This window comes from Hydrogenophaga sp., assembly GCF_965657535.1.
Lineage (GTDB): Bacteria > Pseudomonadota > Gammaproteobacteria > Burkholderiales > Burkholderiaceae_C > Hydrogenophaga.
Window position 1 is genome coordinate 51,083 of sequence record NZ_CBFHOP010000011.1, and the last position, 25,638, is coordinate 76,720.

Here is a 25,638-nt window from a genome sequence, read left to right on the forward strand (position 1 = left end):
GCCTGGACAAACCCCAGCCAGGCACAGCGGCCCGTGCAACCGGGCGCAAATGGTACGGTGGTTTGGCTACAGGAGCAGGGTCACGGGTTATCTGCATGGTCCGATGGTGACAACAGGAGCCCAACCAAAACGGCCGGCGCTGCCAGAATGGCGCCATGACCAAGCCCATCGTCGCCCAAGCCATCACGCCCGCCATGACGTCGGAACGCGCCCAGGCCATTGCCGCCACCTTTGACCTGCGCGCCCTGCCCGCCGATTTTCTGGCCAACCCCTACCCGGTGTACGCCGTGTTGCGCGAAACCGAGCCGGTTCGGCGCATGCCCGACGACTCGTATTTTCTGACCCGTTACGCCGACCTGGTGGCTGTGTACCGCGACGCTGCCACCTTCAGTTCGGACAAACACGTGGAATTTGCACCCAAATACGGCGCGGGCTCGCCACTGTTTGAGCACCACACCACCAGCCTGGTTTTCAACGACCCGCCGCTGCACACCCGCGTACGCTTGCCTCTCATGGGCGCCCTCACCCGCCGAGCCATTGCCGACATGGAACCTGGCCTGGTTCGGCTGGTGGACAGCCTGCTGGACCGCATGGCGGCGCAAGGCGGTGGCGACCTGATCGAAGACTTTGCCTCGGCCATTCCGGTGGACATCATTGGCAACCTGCTGGGCGTACCGCACCCGGACCGGGGGCCGCTGCGGGCCTGGTCTCTCGCCATTCTGGGTGCGCTGGAGCCGGTCGTGTCGCCCGAGCAGCAGGCGCTGGGCAACCAGAGCGTGACCGACATGCTGGACTACCTGCGCACCCTGGTGGCGGCGCGCCGCCGGCAACCCGGCGACCCCGAGCGCGACGTGCTGACCCGGCTGATTCAAGGCGAAGCCGGCGGCGAACAGCTCAGCGAAGTAGAGCTGCTACAAAACTGCATTTTTCTGCTGAACGCTGGGCACGAAACCACCACCAACCTCATTGGCAACGGGCTGCTGGTGCTGCAAGAACACCCGGCTGCCCGCACACAGCTGCTGCAGGCGCTGCAACACACCCAAAACGATGCTGCAGCGCAAGAGGCTGTGCTGACGCGGGCTGTGGACGAGTTTTTGCGCTTCGAGTCGTCCAACCAACTGGGCAACCGCCGCGCGCTCACCGCAACCACGGTGGGGGGCGTTGAACTGCCTGCGGGCGCGCTGGTCACCCTGTGCATTGGCGCAGCCAACCGCGACCCGGCGCAGTTTTCATCGCCCGAAACGCTGGACCTCGCCCGCGAGCCCAACAAACACCTGGCGTTTGGCTTTGGCATTCACCAGTGCGCGGGGTTGAGCCTGGCGCGGCTGGAAGGCCGCATTGCCATCGGCCATTTTTTGCAGCGTTTCCCCCATTACCGGCTGACGCAGGCGCCGGTGCGGGGTGGGCGGGCCCGGTTCCGGGGGTTTTTGGATGCACCGTTCAGCGTGGACTAGCCGGGGCCCGCAGGGCAGGCTTCAGCCCGACGCCACCGAAGGCCCCACCACATCCACCGCACCGGCCTCGCTGGTTGCGACGGCAGGCGGCTCGGCCAACGCCTGCGCCACGGTGAGCTGGGCACACCGGCTCTCGTGCCAAAAGCGTGCGGTGCTGGCCTGGCGGGCAATCAGCAGGCGCTCCACCAGCGGGGCCAGCGCGGTCTGGGCCGGATCGATCAGCAGCACATAGCGCTCGCCATCCTCGTCCAGGCGGCCCAGCCAATCCAGGGTGACCAGCGCTGCCACCGGCGCTTCCAGCTGCAGGGCTTCCACCCGCAACACCTGGGCCAGCGTCTCCAGGCTCATGCCTCGCTGTGCATCGTCGCGTACCCGGTGCAGTTGCTCCAGCACCTCCAGCGCGAGCTGAAAGTTCCAACCCGGCTGGTCGCCGCGCCGCGCGATGCCCGACAACAGGCTGGGCAAATAGGCCGCCACCACAGCACCCAGTAGCACAATCACCCAGGCCACATAAATCCACACCAGCAAGATCGGCACCGTGGCAAAGGTGCCGTACACCACCGAATAGGTGGGCACCTGCGCCAAGTACCAGGCCAGCACTTTTTTGGCCAGCTCCAGGCCAGTGGCCACAAACAAACCGCCCAGCAAGGCGTGGGTCCAGCGCACTTGGGTGTTGGGCACGTAGCGGTACAGCGCGGCGATGCCCCCGGTCACCAGCGCCAGCTGCACCGATTCGAGCAGAAAGCGAACGCCACCCGGCAGGTTGGACACCACACCACGCGAAACCGTGAGCGCGTACGAAGTGACCGTGAGGCTGCCCGCCAGCAGCAGAGGCCCCAGCGTGAGCAGGGCCCAGTACACCAGCACGCGCTGCGTGAGCGAACGCGACTGGCGCACGCGCCAGATGTCGTTGAGTTTGCGGTCGATGGTGAGGATCAGGGCCAGCGCCGTCACCAGCAGCACCAGGGCACCGGCCCACCCTATCTGACCCGCCTTGCCCGCGAATTCATTCAGGTAACTCAACACCTGTTTGGCAATATTTTCAGGCACCAGGCTCTGGATCAGCCAGCGCTGCAGCGTGTCTTGCAGCCGCGCAAACATGGGGAATGCGCTGAACACCGCCAGTGCCACCGTGAAGAGGGGAACGAGCGAAATGGTGGTAGTGAAGGTCAGGCTGCTGGCGGTAATGCCCAGGCGGTCTTCGCGGAAGCGCTCGCGCAGTGTCAGGGCGGTGTTCTGCCAGGGAAACTTCAGCGCGTCGCGCCACAGAGTCCGCAGGAAGGTCTCCATCGCCCGCAGGCGGTCGTTCAAGGTCATCCCGGTATCATGCCAGCTGCCTATCTTGGGTCCCATCCGCACCTGCCATGACCGACATTTCAACCCACACCGCTTCACCCGCCAACCCCGCCAGCCAGGGCGCTTCACCCGTTGTCAATGGCACCCGCTGGCTGGCCGTGGGCAGCGTGCTCGGCTTGATCGTGCTCGGGCTGGCCTGGGAACTCTGGCTGGCGCCGCTGCGCCCGGGCGGCTCCTGGTGGGCCATCAAGGTGCTGCCGCTGGCGCTGCCACTGGCCGGCCTGCTGAAAAACCGCATGTACACCTACCGCTGGGTGAGCTTGCTGGTGTGGCTGTACTTCACCGAAGGCGTGGTGAGGGCCTGGAGCGACACGGGCCTGTCAGCCGGCCTGGCCAGCATGCAGGTGCTGCTGTGCGTCACGCTGTTCGTAGCCTGCGCACTGCACGTGCGCGTTCGCTTGCGCGCGGCGGGCACCGAAGCCGTGGCCGCCGACAAAGCCCGCCACGCTGCCGAAACCAACGCTGCAGCCGATCCGGTGGCGCCCCAGCCGCCCGCACAAGCATGAATGCCCTGATCAACACCTTGCGCGACGCGGTGGGCGCAGCCCATGTCCTCACCCACGAAGAACCCGCCACCGACCTGAGCGCCTGGGAACAAGACTGGCGCAAACGCAGCCAGGGCCGGGCCCTAGCGGTGGTGCGCCCCGGCAACACCGCCGAGGTGGCTGCGGTGGTGCGGGCCTGCGCGGCGGCGGGCACCAGCATCGTGCCGCAGGGCGGCAACACGGGCCTGGTGGTGGGCTCTGTGCCCGACGGCAGCGGTACCCAGGTGGTACTCAGCCTGTCGCGCATGAACGCGGTGCGCGACATTGACACCGCCAACCTCACCATGACGGTGGAGGCGGGCTGCATTTTGCAAAGCTTGCAGGAAACCGCCGAAAAAGCCGGTTTCTTGTTTCCGCTGAGCCTGGCGGCCGAAGGCAGCTGCACCATCGGCGGCAACCTGGGCACCAACGCCGGTGGCACCCAGGTGGTGCGCTACGGCAACACCCGCGACCTATGCCTCGGTCTGGAAGTGGTGACTGCACAGGGCGAGGTGTGGCACGGGTTGAGCGGCCTGCGAAAAGACAACACCGGCTACGACCTGCGCAACCTGTACATCGGCAGCGAAGGCACGCTGGGCGTCATCACCGCAGCCACCATGAAGCTCTACCCCCTGCCGGCGGCCCAACTCACCGCCTGGGCGGCCGTGCCCAGCCTGGACGCCGCCGTGGCCCTGCTCGGCCTGGCGCACCAGCACCTGGGCGCGGGGCTCACCGGTTTTGAGGTCATGGGACAGTTTGCGCTGAGCCTGGTGGACCGCCATTTCAAACAACTGCGGGTGCCCCTGTGGGACACCACGCCCTACTGTGTGCTGCTGGAAAACAGCGACAGCGAGTCCGAAGCCCACGCCCGTGCGCAGTTTGAACGGCTGCTGGAAGCCGCACTGGAAGAAGGTGTGGTGACCGACGCCGTGGTGGCCGAAAGTCTGGGCCAAGCCCACCAGCTCTGGCACATCCGCGAAAGCATTCCCCTGGCCCAGTCTGAAGAGGGTCTGAACATCAAGCACGACATCAGCATCCCGGTGTCACGCATTCCGGCCTTTTGCGCCGAAACCGACGCCCTGCTGCAGCGCGAGATTCCGGGTGTTCGGCTGGTCAACTTTGGCCACCTGGGCGACGGCAACCTGCACTACAACGTGCAGGCGCCCGCCGATGGCGATCCAAGGGCGTTCCTTGAGACGATGGAGGAACGTGTCAACACACTGGTTTTTGACGCCGTGGCGCGCTACCATGGTTCCATCAGCGCCGAACACGGCGTTGGCAGCCTCAAGGCCGCCAAGCTGCCACACTACAAAGACGCGGTGGCCCTGGGCCTGATGGGCGCCATCAAACAAGCGCTGGACCCCCAACGGATCATGAACCCCGGACGCGTGCTCATGTGAAAACTTCGCCCTTCGTGAAACGGCTGCTGAGCTGCTGGGCCGTGTTGCTCACAGCCGCCCAGCCCGCTCACGGACGGCCGCAAGACGCCGGCCTGTGGCGCGAACAGGCCCGCGCCTACGAACACGGCGAAGGGGTGGTTCGCGACATCGACACCGCCATGGCCCTGTATTGCAAGGCAGCGATGGCCGGCGACGCCGAAGCCCGCTACAGCCTGGGCTGGATATACGCCAACGGCCGTGGCACCGAGCGCAACGACGCTTATGCAGCCTATTTTTTCCAGCAAGCCGCCAGCCTGGGCGACGGGCCTTCGCAGCGCATGCTGAATCAGGTCGGCCCGCACACAGCCAAGCCGCCCTGCGTGTTGGCAGCCGAAGCCGTGGAGCAGGAACGCTTGGCCCAGGCACAAGCCGACGCCAAGGCAGCCGCCGCCTTGGTCGAAGCACAGCGCCAGTCGGGCAAGTTTGAACAATGGGTGCTCACGCCCAGCCAGAAACACATCATGGCCATCGTGCGGCGGCTTGCACCCCAGTACGGCATCCACCCCGGCCTGGCGTTTGCCGTGATCCGCGCCGAATCCAACTTCGACCCGCAGACCGTTTCCGATAAAAGCGCCCAGGGCCTCATGCAACTGATCCCTGAAACCGCCGCCCGCTTCAACGTGCACCAGCCTCTGGACCCCGAACAAAACATCCGCGGCGGCCTGGCCTATCTGCGCTGGCTGCTGGCCTACTTCAAAGGCGATGTGCCGCTGGCCGTGGCCGCTTACAACGCAGGGGAAGGCGCGGTCAACCGCTACGGCGGTGTGCCGCCCTTCAAAGAAACCCAGGCTTACCTGCGGCGTATCCAGGAGGTGTTCAACCTGCCTGAGCACCCGTTTGACCCGCGCATCACAGCCCCATCACCCATGCTGAGCAGGCCGCCTTTGCCGCCAAGGCTCTGATACACCGCTGCCTCAGCCCACGGCCGGGCGAAAGAAGTCAGGCTGCGTCACAATCGGTGCCTCGTCCGACCTGCCAGCAAGCCCCCATGACCGACCGCACCCCACCGCGTCCCGTTCGCTCCCAATACGAAGATTTCATGCGCCAGGTGTTTACCCAAGGCGTAAACAAAGGCGACCGCACCGGCACCGGCACCAAGAGCGTTTTTGGCCACCAGATGCGCTTTGACCTGAACGAAGGTTTCCCGCTGGTGACCACCAAAAAGGTGTTTCTGAAAGCCATCATCGTGGAATTGCTGTGGTTTCTGCGGGGCGACAGCAACGTGAAGTGGCTGCAAGAACGCGGCTGCACCATCTGGGACGAATGGGCCCGCGCCGACGGCAGTCTGGGCCCGGTGTACGGCGTGCAATGGCGCAGCTGGCCCACGCCCGACGGTGGCCACATCGACCAGATTGCCGACGTCATCCAGACCCTCAAGACCAACCCCGATTCGCGCCGCATCATCGTGAGCGCATGGAACGTGGCCGAGCTGAACCAGATGGCACTCATGCCCTGCCACGCGTTCTTCCAGTTCTACGTGGCCCCGGCCACCGAGCCAGGCGAGCGCGGCAAGCTCAGCTGCCAGCTCTACCAGCGCAGCGCCGACATTTTTCTCGGTGTGCCTTTCAACATCGCCAGCTACGCGCTGCTCACCCACATGGTGGCCCAGCAGTGCGACCTGGACGTGGGCGACTTCATCTGGACCGGCGGCGACTGCCACATTTACAGCAACCACCAGGAACAGGTGGCGCTGCAGCTGAGCCGGGAACCATTCGCTTACCCGACGCTCCACATCAAGCGCCGGCCCGACTCGATTTTTGATTACACGTACGAAGACTTCGAGGTGCTCGGCTACGAGCACCACCCGGCCATCAAGGCACCGGTGGCGGTTTGATTTCCCGCCGCCAACTCTGGGCGCTGCTCGCCCTCACGCTCATGTGGGGCGTCAACTGGCCCATGATGAAGCTCTCGTTGCAAGAGCTTTCACCGCTGTATTTCCGCGCCAGCACCATGCTGCTGGGGGCAGCCTGGCTGTTTGTGTACGTGGCGGCCAAAGGCGAGCGCATGTGGCCGGTAGGCCGCGAATGGAAAGCCATCGCCTGGCTGGGCCTGCCCAATGTGTTGGGCTGGCACACGCTGTCCATTTTCGGCGTGCAAGAACTGGCCTCGGGCCGCGCAGCCATTTTGGGCTTCACTATGCCCATCTTCACCGTGCTGCTGGGCGCAGCCTTCTTTGGCGAACGCATCACACCGCGCGTGCGACTGGCTGTGATCAGCGTCAGCGTGGCCATTGCGCTGCTGCTGTGGCATGAGTTGTTGAGCCTCACTGGGCGGCCCGCCGGCATCGCCTGGATGCTGGGGGCAGCGGTTTCGTGGGCGCTGGGCACGCTCATGTTTCGCCGCGCCCACCTCACGCTCTCACCCCTGGTGGTCACGGTCTGGATGCTGCTGCTGGGCAGCGCGGTGGTGTGGGTGCTGGCTTTGTCGCTGGAGCCTCTGCCCCAACCCAGCGGCTTTTCACTGCCCATGTGGCTGAGCCTGGCATACGGCGTGGTCATCAACTACGGCTTCGCCCAACTGATCTGGTTTGGCATGGCGCGCAACCTGCCCCCAGCCACCAGCGCGATGAGCGTCATGGCGATCCCGCTGGTGGGTACACTGAGCGCCACCCTGATCGTGGGTGAGGTGCCGCACTGGCAAGACTGGCTGGCCATGGGCTTTGTGATGGTAGCCATTGCCAGCGTGCTGCTGCCACCCCGCCAGCGGGCGGCACAATAAGGTCATGACCGCCGCCCCCCCCCCCCGCCTGCACCTCATTTATGCCCGCGCCGCCAACGGCGTGATCGGCAAAGACAACACCCTGCCCTGGCACCTGCCCGAAGACCTGGCGCATTTCAAGCGCACCACACTGGGCTGCACTGTGATCATGGGGCGCAAAACCTGGGATTCGCTGCCGCCCAAATTCCGCCCATTGCCTGGCCGGCTCAATATCGTGGTGTCCCGCGACCCTGCATGGCAAGCAGTCGGCGCGCTGCACGCCGCGTCCATCGACGCAGCACAGGCGCTGTGCCCACCTGGTAGCGATGTCTGGGTGATCGGCGGCGCGCAAATTTACGCGCAAGCCTTGCCCTTGGCGCATAGCGTGGTGGTGACGGAAATTGACCAGATTTTTGACGGCGATGCGCTGGCGCCGACCCTCGATGCCACCTGGCGCGAGCAGTCCCGCGAACCGCATGTCTCGGCCAGCGGATTGCCGTTTGCCTTCGTCACCTACACCCGACACGACTGAACCCACACGAACCCATGCAACTCGCCACCTGGAACATCAATTCACTCAACGTGCGCCTGCCCCAGGTGCTCGACTGGCTAGCCGCACACCCGGTGGATGTGCTGGCGCTGCAGGAGCTCAAGCTCACCGACGACAAATTTCCCACACAAGCCTTTGCCGACGCCGGTTACCAGGCGCAGTGGTTTGGACAGAAAACGTACAACGGTGTGGCGTTGATCAGCAAACTGCCAGCGCAAGATGTGATCAAGAACATCCCGGGTTTTGAAGACGAGCAGTCGCGCGTGCTGTGCGCCACCTTTGACGGCGTGCGCGTGATCGGCGCCTATTTTCCCAACGGCCAGGCGCCGGGCAGCGACAAGTTTGCCTACAAAATGCACTGGCTGGATGCCCTGCGCGAGTGGGTGCGCGCCGAGATGGCTGCCCACCCGCAACTGGTGCTGATGGGTGACTACAACATCACGTTTGACGACGCGGATGTTTGGGACCCTGAAGGCATGCGCGAGGCGATTCACTGCACCACCGAAGAGCGCACACACCTGCAGGCCCTGATTGGCCTGGGCCTCACAGACGCGGTGCGCCTGTTTCCGCAGCCCGAGAAAAACTACAGCTGGTGGGACTACCGTGAGTTTGCTTTTCGACGCAACCGCGGCCTGCGGATCGACCACATTCTGATCAGCGAAGCGCTGAAGGCCCGCGCCGCTGCCTGTGCCGTGGACAAACTGCCCCGCAAGAACGAGCGTCCCAGCGACCACGCACCTGTGGTGCTGACACTCGAATAGCAGGGTAACCGCTCAGAACGCCGTGGAACTGGCTCAGCCAGGCCACAGGTGTTGCCGATTGGGGGTGACGTGGAGCGGCGCGGGGAAAGCCCGCTACTCCAGGTTCAACTCCTGAATCTTCCGGGTGATGGTGTTTCGGCCAATACCCAGCTTCTGAGCGGCTTCAATACGGCGTCCACGGGTGTTGACCAGTGCGGTCTGAATGAGCCGCGTCTCGAAGCGGCGGGTCAACACGTCCCACACATCGGAACGGCCCTCCTCCAGCAAAGCAAGGGCTTCGGCCTGCAAGCCCGTTTCCCAAGCCGCCGCCGCAGTGTCCAACGGGGGTACCACCGCCAACCCCGCAGCAGCCGGCGTCGGCTCGTTGGGGGCCGGTGGTACCGTGGTGGCGAGTGCTGGCGGTGCAAATGCCAGGGCCACGGCTTCGGGCTCTGTCCAGGCCGGCGCGGCCTGTACGGCGGGTAGACCGACCGTGCCAGCGTCAACAGCCGACATGGCCAACACCTCGGGCGGCAGGTCTTTGAGTTCAATGACTTGCGCCGGCGCCATCACGGTGAGCCAGTGGCACACATTTTCCAGCTGGCGCACGTTGCCCGGGAAGTCAAACGTACCCAGCAAGCGCAAAGCCGCTTCGGAAATGCGCTTGGGCTCCACGCCGAGCTGCTTGGCGCTTTGCTGCAGAAAGAAGCGTGTGAGCATGGGAATGTCTTCGCGCCGCTCGCGCAGCGCGGGCAGGCGCAGGCGAATGACATTCAGGCGGTGAAACAAGTCCTCTCTAAACACACCTTCTTTGACGCGCTGCTCCAGATTTTGGTGGGTGGCGGCAATCACGCGCACCTGGGCCTTCACGGCGCTGTGTCCGCCCACGCGATAGAAGTGCCCGTCAGACAGCACGCGCAGCAGCCTCGTCTGCAGATCAAATGGCATGTCGCCAATTTCGTCCAGAAACAACGTGCCACCGTCGGCCTGTTCAAAACGCCCTCGGCGCATGGTCTGCGCACCGGTGAAGGCGCCACGCTCGTGGCCAAACAGCTCGGACTCCAGCAGGTCTTTGGGAATGGCCGCGGTGTTGATCGCCACGAACGGCCCGGCTGCGCGCGGCGAATGCTTGTGCAACGCACGCGCCACCAGCTCTTTGCCAGAACCTGACTCTCCCGTGATGAGCACCGTGACCTGGCTCTGGCTGAGCCGGCCGATGGCACGAAACACATCCTGCATGGCGGGCGCCTGGCCCAGCATTTCAGGGGCTGCGCTCATGCGCTCTTCGGCCACCTCTTCGCGCTGGCTTTCTTCGACCGCCCGGCGGATCAGCTCCACCGCCTTGGGCAGGTCAAACGGCTTGGGCAGGTATTCGAACGCGCCGCCCTGGAAGGCCGACACCGCACTGTCGAGGTCAGAGAATGCGGTCATGATGATCACCGGCAGGCCTGGCAGCTTTTCTTTGACCTTCTCCAGCAAGTCCAGACCGGAGCCACCGGGCATGCGGATGTCGCTCACCAGAATCTGCGGCCCCTCCATCTCGGGGGTGTCGGCCAATGCCATGAGCACATCTTGCGGGTTGGTGAAACTGCGGGTGGGCAGGTTTTCGCGCAGCAGGGCTTTTTCCAGCACGAAGCGTATCGATTGGTCGTCATCCACTATCCAGATCGGCTTCATGTCTATGTGTTCCCTTCGTCAGGCGAGGCGTGTGGTTGTTGGTTTCAAGGCAACGGAATCAACAGTTTGAAGTCCGTGTGGCCTGGCACGCTCTCACACTCGATCAGACCATGGTGCTGCTGGACAAAGGTTTGCGCCAGCGTGAGTCCCAGTCCCGAACCGCCATCGCGTCCCGACACCAACGGGTAAAAAATGCGGTCTTTGATCGAGTCTGGAACACCAGGCCCGTTGTCGATCACATGCAATTCCAGTGCCAGCCGATAGCGTTGTTTACCAAACGTCACTTGTCGACCCACACGGGTCTTGAAAATGATCTGGCCTTCGCCGGCGGCGATACTGACCGAGAGCGCCTGCGCCGCGTTGTGCGCGATGTTAAGAACGGCCTGGATGAGCTGCTCGCGGTCGCCACGGAACTCGGGAATCGAGGTGTCGTAATCGCGCACCACACGCAGCCCTTTGGGAAACTCGGCCAGGATGAGCGAGCGCACCCGCTCGCATACCTCGTGAATGTTCACGTCGCCCACCACATGAGGACGCCGGTGCGGTGCGAGCAGACGGTCCACCAGAGACTGCAGCCGGTCGGCCTCGTGGATGATGACCTGGGTGTACTCGATCAGTTCCTTGGACTCCAGCTCCATCTGCAGCAACTGCGCAGCGCCACGTATGCCACCCAACGGGTTCTTGATCTCGTGCGCCAGGTTGCGAATCAACTCTTTGTTGGCCTGCGCCTGATCGATCAGGCGCTCTTCCCGCTCTTGCCGGGTCTGCTGCTCTAGAGGCAGCAGCTCCACAATGACCTCGCCCGACACCTCGGTCTGCGCCACGACCACATGCACCGGCAATGGGTCGTGGGCCAGGCGCTTGAGCCAAGCGTCGTAGCGCAGCGCCGCAAATTCGTTGCCCCTCGCACCGGTCAGGGCGTTTTGCAGCAGCAAGGGGTCGGTAAAACAGTCTTGCAGGCGCGCACCCGTGATGCTGCGGCGCGACATGCCCAGCGCGTCTTCCAGCGCTGCATTGGCGTACAGCACGCAGCCGTCTGAGGCCACCACCGCCACCAAGGTGGCCAGCAGGTCCAGCGACTGAAAACGCTGCGACGCCGGCACAGCGGACTGGCTTGGCGGGCCGAGCGCCGTTGCGGGTATCGAAGAAGAAGCGAGCTGGGGTGGGGTGGGGGGGATGGTCTTTTTCAAGATGCCTATTTTGCGGCAGAACCACCGGTGTTTGCGCCACCGCTGAGCCGGCCGAGCTCGCGGCGGATGCCGTCCACATCGCTCTGCGCGCGAGCCACGGCGGCTTTGAGCTCGGCCACGCGGTCCAGATAGCGCTGGTAATTGCGCGACTCAATGCCCTGCTTCTCGGGCTCACCATTGGCGTACGCCTTCTGCGCCTGCGCCAGCTGATCTTCAGCCTTGCGCAACTCGGCTTCCAGAATGGCGCGGGCATCGCTGTCGCGGGCCCGTTGGGCGGCCGAGTCCACCCGTTCGGTGCTCGTACGGGTGGGTGCCGTGGAGGTTGTGCTGCGCGGGGTACTGGACGCAGTGGGCGGTCGGGTTTCGGTGCTGCGTTGCGGTGTGGTGCCCTGCACGATGGTGATGTTGCCTCCCTCCATCAAGGTGCAACCCCGGCTCTTGGCCACCTCGGCATTGTTGGTGTATTCGTTGCCGCAACGGTAAATGCGCTCTTGCGCCTGGGCTTGCACAAGGCACAAGGTGGCTGCACTGGCAGCCAGCCACTGAATAGCAGGGGTCGGTTTCATGGTGAACAACAAGAAAGCTCCAGGTGCACGTTGCTTGAATCAGGCGCGCACCGAAGCGCGCATCGCGTTTCAGTATGACCGAAAACACCCTGAAAAGTGCCCTGAGTGGCGCAACCCTGGGGCCAATTGGGCGTGCCGCATGAAAAAGGGACGGCAAGTGCCGTCCCTTTTGTATTTGACCCACAACGCAGCAAATGCATTGTTAGGCGGTGATGCGGTCCCGGCGAAGGCCGGGCCCACGCTCACAGACTGAAGTACATGTCGTATTCGACAGGCGACACTTCAACACGGCTGCGATTGACTTCCACCGACTTGAGGTCGATGTAGGCATCCAGCATAGCGTCGGTGAACACGCCACCTTTGGTCAGGAACGCGCGATCCTGGTTCAGGCATTCCAGCGCCTGGTCGAGGCTGTGGCACACGGTAGGCACCAGCTTGTCTTCCTCCGGCGGCAGGTGGTACAGGTCTTTGGTGGCAGCTTCGCCGGGGTGGATCTTGTTTTCCACGCCGTCCAGACCGGCCATCAACAACGCTGCAAAACCCAGGTAAGGGTTCATCAGTGGATCGGGGAAGCGCGCTTCCACGCGACGGCCCTTGGGGTTGGCCACGTAAGGAATGCGGATCGAAGCCGAGCGGTTCTTGGCCGAGTAAGCCAGTTTCACAGGCGCTTCGAAATGCGGCACCAGACGGCGGTAGCTGTTGGTACCGGGGTTGGTGATGGCGTTCAAGGCACGGGCGTGCTTGATGATGCCGCCGATGTAGTACAGCGCGAAGTCAGACAGACCGGCGTAGCCGTCACCAGCAAACAGGTTCTTGCCGTCTTTCCACACCGACTGGTGCACGTGCATACCGCTGCCGTTGTCGCCAGCGTAAGGCTTGGGCATGAAGGTGGCGGTTTTGCCGTAGGCGTTGGCCACGTTGTGCACCACGTACTTTTGCAGAATGGTCCAGTCGGCGCGCTCCACCAGCGTGCTGAAACGGGTACCAATTTCATTTTGGCCAGCGCCCGCCACTTCGTGGTGGAACACTTCAACCGGAATGCCCAGCGATTCGAGGATCAGGGACATCTCGGCGCGCATGTCTTGCGTGCTGTCGACCGGAGGCACGGGGAAGTAACCGCCCTTGGTGGTGGGACGGTGGCCGCGGTTGCCGCCTTCGAGCTTTGAACCGGTGTTCCAGGGTGCTTCGTACTCTTCGATTTCGTAGAAGCTGTGGCCGGGTTCGGTGCTCCAGCGCACGCCGTCGAAAATGAAAAACTCAGGCTCGGGTCCGAAGAACGCCGTGTCGCCCAGGCCAGACGACTTGAGGTAAGCCTCGGCGCGCTTGGCGATGGAACGTGGATCGCGCTCGTAGGCCTTGCCGTCAGCTGGCTCGATCACGTCGCAGGTCATGATCAGCGTGGTTTCTTCGAAGAACGGGTCGATGTTGGCCGTGCTGGGGTCCGGCACCAGCTGCATGTCCGAGGCTTCAATACCCTTCCAGCCAGCGATCGAAGAGCCGTCAAAGGCGTGACCGGAGCTGAACTTCTCTTCGTCAAAGTGCGAAACAGGTACCGTGGTGTGGTGCTGCTTGCCGCGGGTATCGGTGAAACGGAAGTCAACAAACTTGACGTCGTTGTCTTTCACCATTTGCATCACGTCTGCGACGGTCTTGGCCATCAAATACTCCTGTAGCTGGGTAAGTGGAAATTAAAAGGACGGTGTGGATAAGCAGATTGTGTGCCAAGGCCTTGTGTATGGCGCTGGAGCCGCTGGGTTGCCCACGATCACACCCGCGATTATCACGCAGCCTGGGGTGCGGCCAATGCGCTTCTGCCGCGCAGGCTCCTAGGCAGCCCAGGAGGCGCACACAGTGCGCCGAGCCCACTCTCGACGCCCCTAATTGGTGCAACCCAAAACAATGCACCGATTCGGTGCAATTTAAGGGCGCACCAATTCGGGGCCCAGCTGCGCACCACAGTCATGCAACCCAGCCAGCAAGTCGGCAAAAGCCACACCAACGGCCTCTGGGCTGCCTTTGACGCCCAGCTCGATGTGCCTCCCATAGGTGGGATGGTCGACGCTGGGCAGGCTGAACACCTTCACCGCATGCACCGCTTCGAGGCGCTCCATCAGCGGGGTCAGCGCCGCTTCCATGGCACCCATCACCACCACCGAGCGTTCGAGCCACGCGCCTTGGCGCTGGCAGTGCTGGTATTGCCCGTCGAGCACGGCTTCCACCATGGGCCAGGCCATGACGGGAAAGCCCGGCACGAAGTGCACCGTGCCCCCGCCAGGGCCATCGCTACTGAACCCAGGGATATTGTTGTAGGGGTTTTCAATGATGCGGGCACCCACCGGAAACACCCCCATGTTGTAACGGTGCACGTTGTCGGGCCGGCTGGGGTCGAAGGTCTGCCCTTGCTCGGTCGCAATGTCGCGCATGCGTTGCTCGATCAGGTCTTTAGCCTGCGGATGCAGCGCCAGTTCAACCCCAAGCGCCGCTGCCGCGCACTGGCGGGTGTGATCGTCTGGCGTGGCACCAATGCCGCCGCAGGAAAACACCACATCGGCACTGGCAAATGCATCTTGCAGGGCTGCGGTGATGCGATCGCGGTCGTCACCCACGCAGCGCACCCAGGCCAGCGATAGGCCGCGCGCGGTGAGCAGTTCGATCACTTTAGGCAAATGCTTGTCGGCCCTTTTGCCGGACAGGATTTCATCGCCAATGATGATCAGACCAAAGGCGGGCGGAGTGGAGGCTCTGTGGAAAGTGGTCAAGGGGCACCTGATCGGTCGGGTGGTGGCAAATGGGGGGTACTGCCAGCCAGTGGTTGCGCGTCTTCAAAAAGTTGCTCCTGCGGGGCGGGACCTGGACCGGGCTCCGCGTCGAGCACCTCCACGCCGGAGGCGGCCCGCAAACGCTGCAACGCAGTAAGCGAAAAATGCGCAAACCAGAGCGAAGCAAAAGCGAACACCAGGGTGTAGATCCAGATGGCCACCGGCACCAGCAGCGGCGCCAGCGCAATGAACATGGCACCCGATGCCCACAAGAGGCTGGGCGCTGCGCCCAGATAACCGCTGAGCACCCCCATGAGCAGCAGGGTGCTGCGATTTTCACGCAGGATTTGCTTGCGCTCTTCGCTGCTGGCGTGCACGGCCAGTGCGTCAAACGCAAACACCCGGTAAGTGAGCCAACCCCAGATGAGGGGCGGCAGGATCAGCACCAGGGGCGGCACCAGCCACAGCGGCATGGACACCACCAGCACCACCACCGCCAGCAGCGTGGAACCCAGCGACCACAACACGCTGACCAGCAGCGAGCCGCCGTGCTTGCGCTCCAGCGCGGGGTAGCGCCGCTGCCCCACCAGCTCCACCATGGCGGGCGTCATGAACATGGCCACCAGCAGCAGGCACAGCAACACAATCACGGGCGTGGCCAGCACCAGCACCAGCAAAGGCGCAAACACGGTGCGCAGCGAGCCCATGCCCAGGCGCTCCAGCCAGCCCAGAAAAGCCTGTACCAACTCATAAGCTTCCAGCCAGGCCGCCACCGAGGCCACCGCGCCTTCCCAGAAAAAATAACCCATCCCAAACGACAAGACCACCATGAGGATCAGCGGCAAGAAAGACAGCGCGATCACGCGGGGGTGCATGCAATAGGCCACTGCACGCCAAAAGGAATCAAACAACAGGCTCATGGCTGCAAGAATACAGGCTTTCAACCGCCAGCGAGGACCGCTGCAGGGTGACAGGATGGTCTGCGTGGCGGCCTTGACTGCCAGAGGAAAACACACATGAACCACATCATCATTGAGGGCGTTCGACTGGAAATTTCACATATCAACGGCCCCACCGACCGTGCGCCGCTGGTGTTCCTGCACGAAGGTCTGGGCAGCGCTGCCATGTGGCACCAGCGCGGGCGCCATTGGCCCACCGAGCTGTGCCAAGCCACCGGGCGCGCAGGCTGGGTGTATTCGCGCCGAGGCTACGGCCAGTCGGACCCGGTGGACGACGTGCGTGGCCCGCCGCGCTGGCAAGGCACCTGGCACATCGGGCGCCACGAACCCGACTACATGCACCTGGAAGCCTGGGTGGTGCTGCCTGCGCTGCTCAAGCAGCTGGGTGTACAGCGCCCCGTGCTGGTGGGGCACTCAGATGGCGCCAGCATTGCGCTGCTGCACGCCAGCTGCCACCCGGTGAGTGCCTGTGTGGCCCTGGCGCCACATGTGATGGTGGAAGACGTGGCGATTCGCTCAATTACCCAGGCCCGCCAGCTTTTCGAGAGCGATGACACCGAACGTGGCTTGCGCGCGCGCCTGGCCCGCTACCACGCCGATGTGGACAACGCCTTCTGGCAGTGGAACGACGTCTGGCTCAGCGAGGCGTTTCGGCGTTTTGACGTACGCGCCAACTGCCAGAACATTCAGGCACCGCTGTTGGCCGTGCAAGGCGAAGACGACGAATACGGCACGCTGCAGCAGCTGCGCGACATTGCGCTCAACTGCCCCCATGCGCTGACGCAGGCCCTTCCCGACTGCGGTCATAGCCCACACCGCGACCAGCCCGTTGCACTCACGCAATCGGTTGTGCAGTTGCTCGCCAAAACCGCTTGACGCCCAGAGGCACGGGAAGGCGTGCCTTCCCCGCCATGGTCACAACCTCTGACCGCTAAAAGTTTGAAAAAGTTGGGGCGTGTCCACACACCCCGGTCTCAAGCAGCAACTGGCCACAACGCTGCACCACAGCCGGATCACCCGGCGCCAGGCGATGAGGCTCCTGGGAGCCATTTCTTCGGCTGCGGCGCTGGTCAGTTTGAGTCGGCGCTGCAACCGAACCCGCGCGACCACGCCGTCCATTCCCGCATGGCGCAATGCCCGCAAGCTCCTAGGCACGGGGGGCCCTGACCATTCAGCTACCAGCCGCTTGCAGATTGGTGGCCAGGCGCACTGAGAAAGCACACCATTGCGACGCCAAAGGCCGTCCGCCAACCGTCAAACAGCGAGAAAACCAGAAAGAAATCACGGGAATGGCGGGTACAAGCTCACGCAAAGTGGTCAGAAGCGCGGTGAAATACACACACCCTGACACAAATTCAGGTACTTTTAAACAATATGAGCAACTGGTCCAACCCATGGCTGCTGGCTGTGCTGGCTCCCGCGCTGATAGCGCTGGGCGCTGCGCTTCACCGCGCCTGGGAGGCCCGCCAAGCGCGCGCCCGCCGCCGCATACCCAAACACTGGCCACTGAACACCCGTGCGCTCGCCAACAGCGAGGAGGCCCGTGTCTGGCACTGGCTGGCCAGGGCGTTTTACGACCACCACGTCATGATCAAGTTGCCGGTGACGCGCTTCACCCTGCCGCGCGACCGGGAACAAGGCATGCACTGGTACCGCCTGCTCGGCAGCGTGTATTGCACCTTCACCATCTGCAAGCCAGACGGTCGGGTGGTGGGCTGCGTTGACGTGCCCGGACCAGCGGGCCTGCCGCGCAGCGCACGCAGCCTCAAACACTCGCTGCTCACACAGTGCGGTCTGCCCTACTGGGTGGTGCGCTCCGCAAGTTTGCCCACGGTGGCCGAAATCCGTGCGGAGTTTTTGGGCGAATCACCCGCCACGCAGGCCCTTCGGGAACGCGAGCAAGAAGAAAGCGCCATCATCGCGGCGCAAACCAACCTGAGAACGGTCCTGACCCGCCAGCGCAGCAACCGCCAGATCGATTTCGCTCCCCTGTCCAACTGGCCCAACAGTGCCAACGGTAGCTTGCGCAGCGACTTCAACTCGCAATGGCAAGACGACAACTCGTTCCTCATGCCGCTGGACAGCCGCCGAGGCGACCTGCTCTGATCCCGCCCGGGCTCATTTAGCCGTTGGGCTCACGCAGCCGTTTTGGCTGGCACCTTTTGCGTCAGCGCCTGCACTTCTTCGGCCGTCAGCCAGCGCCATTGCCCGGGCAGCAGATCGTTGGGCAGCACCACCGGCCCAATGGACGAACGGTGCAAGCCCTCTACCCGGTTGCCCACCGCAGCCACCATGCGCTTGACCTGGTGGTATTTGCCCTCGGTCAGCGTCAGTTGCAGGTGCCGTTCGCTGAGTGCCTGGCAAGCGGCGGCGCACACAGGCTTGGGGTCATCGTCCAGCACCACGCCGTCGAGCAGGCGGGCCACTTGCCGATCGTCGAGTGCATGCTTGACTTGCACCTCGTACACCTTGGGCACGTGGTGGCGGGGCGAGGTCATGCGGTGGATGAACTTGCCATCGTCTGACAAGAGCAAGAGGCCGGTGGTGTCCTGGTCCAGCCGCCCCACCGCCTGCACACCCGCAGCAGCACCGCCACCCCGGTTGCGCAGCGGGCCGGGAAGCAGGGTGTAAATGCTGGGGTAGGTGCTGGGCTTTTGCGAGCATTCGTAACCCGCCGGCTTGTGCAGCATGAGATAAGCCAGCGCGTGGTAATGCCAAGTTTCACCCTGAACGCGAAAAACCAAACCAGCCTCCTCAAAGGCTTCGGTGGGATCGGTGCATGTCAGACCCTCGTGGCCCACTTGTACCAAGCCTTGCTGCACCAGGCCGCAACAAATGCGGCGCGTGCCAAAGCCCTGAGAGAAAAGAATGTCCTGTAACTGCATCATGATGCCAAGATTGTCGCCGCAGTCGGCACAGCGTCGGAGCATCAGCGAGAATCGTCGGCTAACCAAGTTCACAACGAACCGCTGCCACGGATGAAACACAAGCTCAAGCAACTGCTGCCCACACCGGAGACGCTGCGCAACAACCGCTGGCTTCGCTGGATGGGTCCGGTGCTGCACCACCCCAGGCTGTGGCATTTCAGCCGCAAGGGCATTGCCTTGGGGTTGGCGCTGGGCATTTTTTTTGGTCTGCTGATTCCGGTCGCCCAGATCCCTTTTTCAGCCACGGTAGCTGTGCTGTTGCGCGCCAACCTGCCCATGGCGGTAGCCAGCACCCTGGTCACCAACCCGGTGACATTTGGCCCGGTCTATTACGGTGCCTACCGCCTGGGCAAATGGGTGTTGGGCGAAGAAGACGTTTCCGAAAGGAAAGCCGTCAAGATTTTGGAAAAGGCCGAGGCATTGCCAGCTGAAAAGGAAGGCTGGACGGAACGCATGACCGCATGGTTGACCTACCTCGGCACCGTTGGCAAGCCGCTGGTGGTGGGTTTGGCCATCGTCGCCACAGCCAGCGGGCTGTTCATTTACTTTTTGACAAGCGCGCTGTGGGTGCTCAAAACGCGCTGGACGCGCAACCGCAGGCTAAGGGCGCGGCTGGTCCGAGGCACCGGCGAAGCCGACGCGCGCCGCTGAGCGCGCCACAGCCACCTAAAAAAAAGCGGCTCGAATACTCAAGCAGGTGGGGTGTCGAGCAGACACGCTTCCACCACTTGCAGTTGGTTGTCGCGAGCAAAGTTCATGCAAAAGTCCCATGCCATGGGCTCCTCTTCGCGCAGGTCAACATGCACCACCACGCACTTGACGCCGTTGATGGTGTTCGGTACGCACCAGGGCGAATAGCTCAGGTGGCTGCCAGGATGGGCGCCGCCGGGGCGAAATTGGCTCATCACCCCAGCCAGGCGCTCTGCCCAGTCGCTGGGACGAAACGTGCGGCCACTGAGCGTGACGCCCTGAATGAACACTTGCTTGGCAGTCGGAGAGACCATCGGGGAAGCCTTCGGATGGAGGGCCCTGGAAGGGGAAATGGACACGGCCAGAACGAGGATCACTCGCCAGGGTGGACGGTGGGTATTGTATCTTATATAAGACCTAAGATCAGGGATTACCCGACCCTAAGGCCATCTGCCAGCTTGTAAAGGCACCAGCATGACAGCGATGCGCAACAAGCAATGATGATGCCCGCGGCTGCCTCTAAAATCGGTTTTCAACGGCTCAACCTGCGTTGAGCCGCTTTCTTTTTGGCCCCTCTCCACTGGAGTCCTGTATGTCTGCTGCCTTGACCACCGCCGCCTCGCCCCATGTGATGAACACCTACGGCCGACTGCCGATCGCGATGTCTCACGGCCGAGGCTGCCGCGTCTGGGATGTGAATGGCAAGGAATACCTGGACGCGCTGGCTGGCATTGCCGTCAACACCCTGGGCCACGGCCACCCCAAGCTGGTGCCGGCCTTGCAAGACCAAGTGGCCAAGATGATTCACTGCTGCAACTACTACCACGTACCCGACCAGGAGCGCCTGGCGCAGATGCTGGCGGAGCGCTCGGGCCTGACCAACGTGTTCTTCTGCAGCACCGGCCTGGAAGCCAACGAAGCGGCCCTGAAACTGGCGCGCAAATTCGGGCACGACAAAGGCATTGAGCGCCCTGAAATCGTGGTCTACGAGAAAGCCTTTCACGGCCGCAGCATTGCCACACTGTCAGCCACCGGTAACCCCAAGATCCAGGCGGGTTTTGGTCCGCTGGTGGAAGGCTTCATTCGCGTGCCGGTGAACGACATTGACGCGCTGAAAAAAGCGACCGAAGGCAACCCGAATGTGGTGGCGGTGTTTTTCGAAGCCATCCAGGGAGAAGGCGGTGTGAACCCGATGACGGTGGGCTATATGCAAGAACTGCGCGCTCTGTGCGATACCCGCGACTGGCTGATGATGATCGACGAGGTGCAGTGCGGCATGGGCCGCACCGGCAAGTGGTTTGCGCACCAGTGGGCGGGTATCAAGCCGGACGTGATGCCGCTGGCCAAGGGCTTGGGCTCGGGCGTGCCCATTGGCGCCGTGGTGGCGGGCCCCAAGGCGGCCCACATTTTCCAGCCTGGCAACCACGGCACCACCTTTGGCGGCAACCCGCTGGCCATGCGCGCCGGAGTGGAAACGATCCGCATCATGGATGAAGACGGCCTGCTGGCGAACGCAGCCGCAGTGGGCGAGCACCTGCGTGGAGCGCTGGAAGCGGGCCTGCAAGGGCTGCCCGGCGTGAAAGAGATCCGCGGCCAGGGCCTGATGATCGGCATTGAGCTCACCAAACCCTGCGGCGTGATCACCCAGCGCGCCGCCGATGCCGGGCTGCTGCTGAGCGTGACCGCCGACAGCGTGATCCGCATCGTGCCGCCGCTGATCATGACCACCGCCGAGGCCGACGAAGTGGCCGCTATCCTGCTGCCACTGATCCACGCGTTTCTTTCAGAATGAATGTCGCCATGAACCTCCAGCACTACCTGCAGTTCAAAGACCTGCACGCCGACGAATACGCCTACCTGCTTCAGCGCGCGGCTTTCATCAAGGCCAAATTCAAGGCGTTTGAAAAGCACCAGCCCTTTGCCGACCCCGACCGCACCCTGGCCATGATCTTTGAGAAGGCCAGCACGCGCACCCGCGTGAGCTTTGAGGCCGGCATGTACCAGCTCGGCGGCTCGGTGGTGCACCTCACCACCGGCGACAGCCAGCTCGGCCGCGCGGAACCCATCGAAGACAGCGCCAAGGTGATCAGCCGCATGGTGGACCTGGTGATGATCCGCACCTTTGAGCAGAGCAAGATCGAAGCGTTTGCCGCGCACTCGCGCGTGCCGGTCATCAACGGTCTGACCAACGAGTTCCATCCCTGCCAGATCCTGGCCGACCTGTTCACCCTGGTCGAATACCGCCCCGCTGCCAGCGGCAACCCGCTGGACGCCATCAAAGGCAAAGTGGTGGCCTGGGTGGGCGACGGCAACAACATGGCCAACACCTGGCTCCAGGCGGCCGAACTGCTGGGCTTCACGGTGCACGTGAGCACGCCCAGCGGCTACGAGGTCGATCCCCAGCTCGCTGGCATCGGCAACCCGGATTGCTACAAAGTCTTCAAAGACCCCAAGGAAGCCTGCGCCGGCGCTGATCTGGTCACCACCGACGTCTGGACCAGCATGGGCTATGAAGCCGAAAACGAAGTGCGTCGCGCGGCCTTTGCACGCTGGTGCGTGGACGAGGCCATGATGGCCGTGGCCAAGCCCGACGCGCTGTTCATGCACTGTCTGCCTGCGCACCGTGGTGAAGAGGTGAGCGCCGAGGTGATCGATGGGCCACAAAGCGTGGTGTGGGACGAAGCCGAAAACCGCATGCACGCGCAAAAGGCCTTGATGGAATACCTGCTGCTGGGTCGGCTCTGATCCCGGATTCTCTACGCACCCAAGAGCCACCACGCGGTCGGCCGTGAGGCCCACCGCCGACAGGAAACCCATGCAAGCCTTGCTCGACACCATCGCACAGATGGACGCTCCCATCGACGCCGGACGCATTTTTCATGGCCGTGGCGGTTTGCACCCTGGCTGTGAGCAGTGGGCGCTGGATGCTTTTCCGCCCGTGTGGCTGCTCACCAGCTTTCAGCACGCCACCGACGCCGAGCTGGCCCAGATACACGGGGCCTTGGCCGCCCGCTGGGCGCAGCTGCTCCCCGACGAACCCCTGAATTGGGTCTACCAGTGCCGCCAGGCCGGGCAAACCGAAACCCGCCTCATGGCGGGCGCTGTGCCGCAACCGCATGTGGTCACTGAGCGTGGCGCGCGCTACCTGGTGCATGTGCTGAAAGGGCAAAACCACGGACTGTTTCTGGACATGGCCGTGGGCCGCGAATGGGTGCGCGCGCAAGCGGCGGGCCAGAAGGTGCTGAACCTGTTTGCCTACACCGGTGCCTTTTCGGTGGCGGCGCTGCAAGGCGGGGCCAAGCAGGTGGTGAACGTGGACATGAGCGCGGGCGCCATGGCCATTGGCCAGCAAAACCATGCGCTCAACGGGCTGCAGGCCGGCGCCAGTTTTCTGGTGCACGACATCTTCAAAACCTGGGGCAAGATCACCCGCAGCGGCCCCTACCACCTGGTCGTGGTAGACCCACCGAGCTACCAGAAAGGCAGCTTTGTGGCCACAAAAGACTACCTGCGGCTGATGCGCCGCCTGCCCGACCTGCTGCGCCCTGGCGGGCGGGTGTTGCTGTGCCTGAACGCGCCCGAGCTGAGCGCTGTTTTCCTGCACGAGCAGATGCAGGAAGCCGCGCCCGAACTGGTGTTTGAACAGCGCCTGGACAACCCGGCGGCGTTTGCCGATGTGTCAGACGAGCGCTCGCTCAAGGTGCTGGTGTACCGCGCGCCCGAGCTGGCAGCGACGCGCGCCGTAACCGCCCCGCTTTGACGCCAGCCCCATGTCTGCCTGTACATCTTGCGGCGCTTGCTGCGCCAGTTTCCGGGTGGATTTTTCGGTGTTTGAAACCCAGGCCGAGGGCGGTGCGGTACCCGACGGCCTGGCGGTTGAGGTCACCGCCAACACCTGCCGCATGCGCGGCACCGACCATTCTCCGCCGCGCTGCGCCGCGCTCTCGGGCCGGCTGGGCGTGAAGATCGGCTGCGGCATCTATGAATGGCGCCCCTCGCCCTGCCGCGAATTTGAAGAAGGCAGTGGCGCTTGCGGGCGGGCGCGCCAGCGCCACGGCCTACCGACCCTGTCAGGCCCGGGCTGAAACGCCAACTGCTTCAAACCTAAACTTTTTCCAGCGCTGTTGGAAATAACCGACACCATGGTTTTTTGGCCGGTGCTACCTTCACGGCACCATGAAAAAGCTTTGGGACATATCCCCCCCCATCCACGCTGCTTCGCCGGTTTTCCCGGGCGACACCGCGTATTCGCAGACCTGGGTGGCCCGCATCGACCCGGCTTGTCCGGTCAACGTGAGTGCCATGACCTTGTCGCCCCATGTAGGCGCCCACGCCGACGCGCCGCTGCATTACGACCCCGCGGGCGAGGCCATCGGCGCGGTTGGTCTGGACGCATTTTTAGGCCCTTGCCGGGTGATTCACGCCATCGGCTGCGGCCCGCTGGTGCAGCCGACACACCTGGCGCACGCCATGCAAAATCTGCCCGAGCGCGTGCTGGTGCGGGTGTACGAATGCCAGCCGCAAGCCCACTTTGACGACGCCCTGCCCGCTTTCGCGCCCGAATCTGTCGCGCTGCTGGCCGACCTGGGCGTGAAGCTGATTGGCATTGACAGCGCCAGCATCGACCCCGCCGACAGCAAGGCCCTGCTCAGCCACCAGGTGATCCGCCAGCGCGGCCTGCGCGTGCTGGAAAACTTGTGGCTCGACGATGTGCCCGAGGGCGATTACGAGCTGATTGCACTGCCCCTGAAGCTCACCACCGCAGACGCCAGCCCTGTGCGCGCGGTGCTCAGAGCGCTTTAAACCCCAGCCAACGGAGCCCCCATGATCACCCAGCAAGACTGCCTCAACCTCGACGCGCAAGACCCATTGCGCAGCCTGCGCCAGCAGTTCAGCATCCCCGCTGGCACCATCTACCTGGACGGCAATTCGCTCGGCGTCATGCCCGTTGCCACCCCCGCACGCGTGGCCGACACCGTGACCCGCGAGTGGGGTACCGACCTCATTCAAAGCTGGAACAAAAACGGCTGGTTTGCCATGCCGCAGCAGGTGGGCAACAAAATCGCTCGGCTGATCGGCGCCGGCGACAACGAGGTGGTGGCCACCGACAGCACGTCGATCAACCTTTACAAAGTGCTGAGTGCGGCACTGAACATGGCCGCGGTGGACAGCCCAACCCGCAAGCGCATCGTGAGCGAGCGCAGCAACTTCCCGACCGACCTCTACATGGCCGAGGCCCTGTGCAAAGAGCGCGGGCTGGAACTGGTGCTGGTCGAGCCCGACGGCATTGCAGCCGCCCTCACCGCCGACGTGGCGGTGCTGATGCTGACCCACGTGAACTACCGCACCGGCGCCATGCACAACATGCCCGCCGTGACCGCCGCCGCCCACGCTGCGGGCGCGCTGATGGTGTGGGATCTGGCGCACAGCGCAGGCGCCGTGCCGGTGGACCTGAGCGGCGCGGGTGCCGACTACGCCGTGGGTTGCGGTTACAAATACCTCAATGGCGGCCCGGGCGCTCCCGCCTTTGTGTGGGTGAACCCCAAACACGCCAGCCGATTCTGGCAACCACTGGCCGGCTGGTGGGGCCACGCCGCCCCGTTCGCCTTCACCCCCGACTACCAGCCCGCCCCCGGCATCACCCGCTACCAGTGCGGTACCCAGCCCATCATCAGTCTGGCCGCACTGGACTGCGGGCTCGACGTGTTCGCCGCCGCCGAAGCGCTCGGCGGCATGGCCGCGCTGCGCACCAAATCGCTGGCCCTCACCGACCTGTTCATCGCACTGGTGGAAGCACGCTGCGCTGGCCACGGTCTGGGTTTGGCCACGCCACGCGCGCACGCTGAACGGGGCTCACAAGTCTGTTTAACCCGGGAAGAAGGCGCCTATGCCATTGTGCAAGCGCTGATTGCGCGCGGCGTGGTGGGCGATTACCGCGCCGGTGACGGCGCCAGCCACAAGGACATCCTGCGCTTTGGTTTCACGCCGCTCTACATCGGCTTTGAAGAGGTGTGGCACGCGGTGGAACACCTGAAGCAGGTGCTGGAAAGCGGGGAATGGCAACGCCCCGAGTTCAACCGCCAGCACGCTGTGACCTGAACCGGAGCGCC

General features: G+C 63.8%; 26 protein-coding genes. 17 read left to right on the forward strand and 9 right to left on the reverse strand.

Annotation, left to right across the window (positions count from 1 at the left end; translation table 11 throughout):
- Window positions 1-155: 155 nt before the first annotated feature.
- Entirely contained in the window at window positions 156-1,454 is a 1,299-nt protein-coding gene (locus tag ACTG4K_RS17125) for a cytochrome P450 (RefSeq protein WP_439115430.1), read from the forward strand.
- 21 nt (window positions 1,455-1,475) lie between these two features.
- Here the strand turns inward: ACTG4K_RS17125 and ACTG4K_RS17130 are convergent, their stop codons facing one another.
- Window positions 1,476-2,771 carry a YihY family inner membrane protein gene (locus ACTG4K_RS17130; RefSeq protein WP_439115431.1) on the reverse strand — a complete coding sequence of 432 codons (1,296 nt, stop codon included), beginning with the start codon at window positions 2,769-2,771 and terminating at the stop codon, window positions 1,476-1,478.
- Window positions 2,772-2,818: 47 nt separating this feature from the next.
- Between ACTG4K_RS17130 and ACTG4K_RS17135 the strand changes: the two genes are divergently transcribed.
- From ACTG4K_RS17135 to ACTG4K_RS17165, 7 genes are all read left to right on the forward strand, one after another.
- Window positions 2,819-3,316 (forward strand): DUF2069 domain-containing protein, encoded by a 498-nt coding sequence (locus ACTG4K_RS17135; RefSeq protein WP_439115432.1) that lies wholly within the window; start codon window positions 2,819-2,821, stop codon window positions 3,314-3,316.
- Window positions 3,313-4,734, forward strand: a complete 1,422-nt coding sequence (locus tag ACTG4K_RS17140) for an FAD-binding oxidoreductase (RefSeq protein WP_439115433.1) — start codon at window positions 3,313-3,315, stop codon at window positions 4,732-4,734. The genes ACTG4K_RS17135 and ACTG4K_RS17140 overlap by 4 nt, the downstream gene beginning before the upstream one ends.
- Window positions 4,731-5,675 (forward strand): transglycosylase SLT domain-containing protein, encoded by a 945-nt coding sequence (locus ACTG4K_RS17145; RefSeq protein ID WP_439115434.1) that lies wholly within the window; start codon window positions 4,731-4,733, stop codon window positions 5,673-5,675. The genes ACTG4K_RS17140 and ACTG4K_RS17145 overlap by 4 nt, the downstream gene beginning before the upstream one ends.
- A gap of 86 nt (window positions 5,676-5,761) precedes the next feature.
- Window positions 5,762-6,607, forward strand: coding sequence for a thymidylate synthase (locus ACTG4K_RS17150; protein ID WP_439115435.1), 846 nt, complete (start codon window positions 5,762-5,764; stop codon window positions 6,605-6,607).
- On the forward strand, window positions 6,604-7,491 hold the full coding sequence (locus ACTG4K_RS17155) for a DMT family transporter (RefSeq protein WP_439115436.1): 888 nt from the start codon (window positions 6,604-6,606) through the stop codon (window positions 7,489-7,491). Before ACTG4K_RS17150 ends, ACTG4K_RS17155 begins: the two co-directional genes overlap by 4 nt.
- 4 nt (window positions 7,492-7,495) lie before the next feature.
- Window positions 7,496-8,002 (forward strand): dihydrofolate reductase, encoded by a 507-nt coding sequence (locus ACTG4K_RS17160; protein ID WP_439115437.1) that lies wholly within the window; start codon window positions 7,496-7,498, stop codon window positions 8,000-8,002.
- A 14-nt stretch (window positions 8,003-8,016) separates the two neighbouring features.
- On the forward strand, window positions 8,017-8,781 hold the full coding sequence (locus ACTG4K_RS17165) for an exodeoxyribonuclease III (RefSeq protein ID WP_439115438.1): 765 nt from the start codon (window positions 8,017-8,019) through the stop codon (window positions 8,779-8,781).
- Between the two features lie 93 nt (window positions 8,782-8,874).
- Here ACTG4K_RS17165 and ntrC read toward each other — a convergent pair whose 3' ends face one another.
- The 6 genes from ntrC to ACTG4K_RS17195 form a co-directional block, all read right to left on the reverse strand.
- On the reverse strand, window positions 8,875-10,437 hold the full coding sequence (gene ntrC, locus ACTG4K_RS17170; protein ID WP_439115439.1) for a nitrogen regulation protein NR(I): 1,563 nt from the start codon (window positions 10,435-10,437) through the stop codon (window positions 8,875-8,877).
- A 44-nt stretch (window positions 10,438-10,481) separates the two neighbouring features.
- Window positions 10,482-11,579 carry a nitrogen regulation protein NR(II) gene (glnL, locus tag ACTG4K_RS17175; RefSeq protein WP_439115505.1) on the reverse strand — a complete coding sequence of 366 codons (1,098 nt, stop codon included), beginning with the start codon at window positions 11,577-11,579 and terminating at the stop codon, window positions 10,482-10,484.
- A gap of 53 nt (window positions 11,580-11,632) precedes the next feature.
- A complete protein-coding gene (locus tag ACTG4K_RS17180; protein ID WP_439115440.1) occupies window positions 11,633-12,193 on the reverse strand; it encodes a hypothetical protein in 561 nt (186 codons plus the stop codon).
- Window positions 12,194-12,435: 242 nt separating this feature from the next.
- Window positions 12,436-13,851, reverse strand: a complete 1,416-nt coding sequence (gene glnA, locus ACTG4K_RS17185; RefSeq protein WP_439115441.1) for a type I glutamate--ammonia ligase — start codon at window positions 13,849-13,851, stop codon at window positions 12,436-12,438.
- 261 nt (window positions 13,852-14,112) lie between these two features.
- Window positions 14,113-14,952: a competence/damage-inducible protein A gene (locus tag ACTG4K_RS17190; protein ID WP_439115442.1), complete on the reverse strand. Its 840-nt coding sequence runs from the start codon at window positions 14,950-14,952 to the stop codon at window positions 14,113-14,115.
- On the reverse strand, window positions 14,949-15,872 hold the full coding sequence (locus tag ACTG4K_RS17195) for an EI24 domain-containing protein (RefSeq protein ID WP_439115443.1): 924 nt from the start codon (window positions 15,870-15,872) through the stop codon (window positions 14,949-14,951). Before ACTG4K_RS17195 ends, ACTG4K_RS17190 begins: the two co-directional genes overlap by 4 nt.
- A 96-nt stretch (window positions 15,873-15,968) precedes the next feature.
- Between ACTG4K_RS17195 and ACTG4K_RS17200 the strand changes: the two genes are divergently transcribed.
- Complete coding sequence (locus tag ACTG4K_RS17200) at window positions 15,969-16,787, forward strand: alpha/beta fold hydrolase (protein ID WP_439115444.1); 819 nt, start codon at window positions 15,969-15,971, stop codon at window positions 16,785-16,787.
- A 498-nt stretch (window positions 16,788-17,285) separates the two neighbouring features.
- A complete protein-coding gene (locus ACTG4K_RS17205) occupies window positions 17,286-18,017 on the forward strand; it encodes a DUF2726 domain-containing protein (protein WP_439115445.1) in 732 nt (243 codons plus the stop codon).
- A gap of 29 nt (window positions 18,018-18,046) precedes the next feature.
- On the opposite strand, the gene ACTG4K_RS17210 is transcribed toward ACTG4K_RS17205, so the two are convergent.
- Window positions 18,047-18,796, reverse strand: a complete 750-nt coding sequence (locus ACTG4K_RS17210; protein ID WP_439115506.1) for a 16S rRNA pseudouridine(516) synthase — start codon at window positions 18,794-18,796, stop codon at window positions 18,047-18,049.
- A 93-nt stretch (window positions 18,797-18,889) separates the two neighbouring features.
- Between ACTG4K_RS17210 and ACTG4K_RS17215 the strand changes: the two genes are divergently transcribed.
- Window positions 18,890-19,489 (forward strand): DUF2062 domain-containing protein, encoded by a 600-nt coding sequence (locus ACTG4K_RS17215; RefSeq protein ID WP_439115446.1) that lies wholly within the window; start codon window positions 18,890-18,892, stop codon window positions 19,487-19,489.
- A gap of 38 nt (window positions 19,490-19,527) precedes the next feature.
- Here ACTG4K_RS17215 and ACTG4K_RS17220 read toward each other — a convergent pair whose 3' ends face one another.
- Window positions 19,528-19,842 (reverse strand): DUF3579 domain-containing protein, encoded by a 315-nt coding sequence (locus tag ACTG4K_RS17220; protein ID WP_439115447.1) that lies wholly within the window; start codon window positions 19,840-19,842, stop codon window positions 19,528-19,530.
- 278 nt (window positions 19,843-20,120) lie between these two features.
- Between ACTG4K_RS17220 and ACTG4K_RS17225 the strand changes: the two genes are divergently transcribed.
- From ACTG4K_RS17225 to kynU, 6 genes are all read left to right on the forward strand, one after another.
- Window positions 20,121-21,320, forward strand: coding sequence for an aspartate aminotransferase family protein (locus tag ACTG4K_RS17225; protein WP_439115448.1), 1,200 nt, complete (start codon window positions 20,121-20,123; stop codon window positions 21,318-21,320).
- Window positions 21,321-21,328: 8 nt separating this feature from the next.
- Complete coding sequence (argF, locus tag ACTG4K_RS17230; RefSeq protein WP_439115449.1) at window positions 21,329-22,273, forward strand: ornithine carbamoyltransferase; 945 nt, start codon at window positions 21,329-21,331, stop codon at window positions 22,271-22,273.
- 70 nt (window positions 22,274-22,343) lie between these two features.
- Complete coding sequence (locus ACTG4K_RS17235) at window positions 22,344-23,288, forward strand: class I SAM-dependent methyltransferase (RefSeq protein ID WP_439115450.1); 945 nt, start codon at window positions 22,344-22,346, stop codon at window positions 23,286-23,288.
- Window positions 23,289-23,298: 10 nt separating this feature from the next.
- On the forward strand, window positions 23,299-23,613 hold the full coding sequence (locus ACTG4K_RS17240; RefSeq protein WP_439115451.1) for a YkgJ family cysteine cluster protein: 315 nt from the start codon (window positions 23,299-23,301) through the stop codon (window positions 23,611-23,613).
- Between the two features lie 91 nt (window positions 23,614-23,704).
- Window positions 23,705-24,331, forward strand: a complete 627-nt coding sequence (gene kynB, locus ACTG4K_RS17245) for an arylformamidase (RefSeq protein ID WP_439115452.1) — start codon at window positions 23,705-23,707, stop codon at window positions 24,329-24,331.
- Between the two features lie 21 nt (window positions 24,332-24,352).
- Window positions 24,353-25,627 carry a kynureninase gene (kynU, locus tag ACTG4K_RS17250; RefSeq protein ID WP_439115453.1) on the forward strand — a complete coding sequence of 425 codons (1,275 nt, stop codon included), beginning with the start codon at window positions 24,353-24,355 and terminating at the stop codon, window positions 25,625-25,627.
- The last annotated feature ends 11 nt before the right edge of the window (window positions 25,628-25,638 follow it).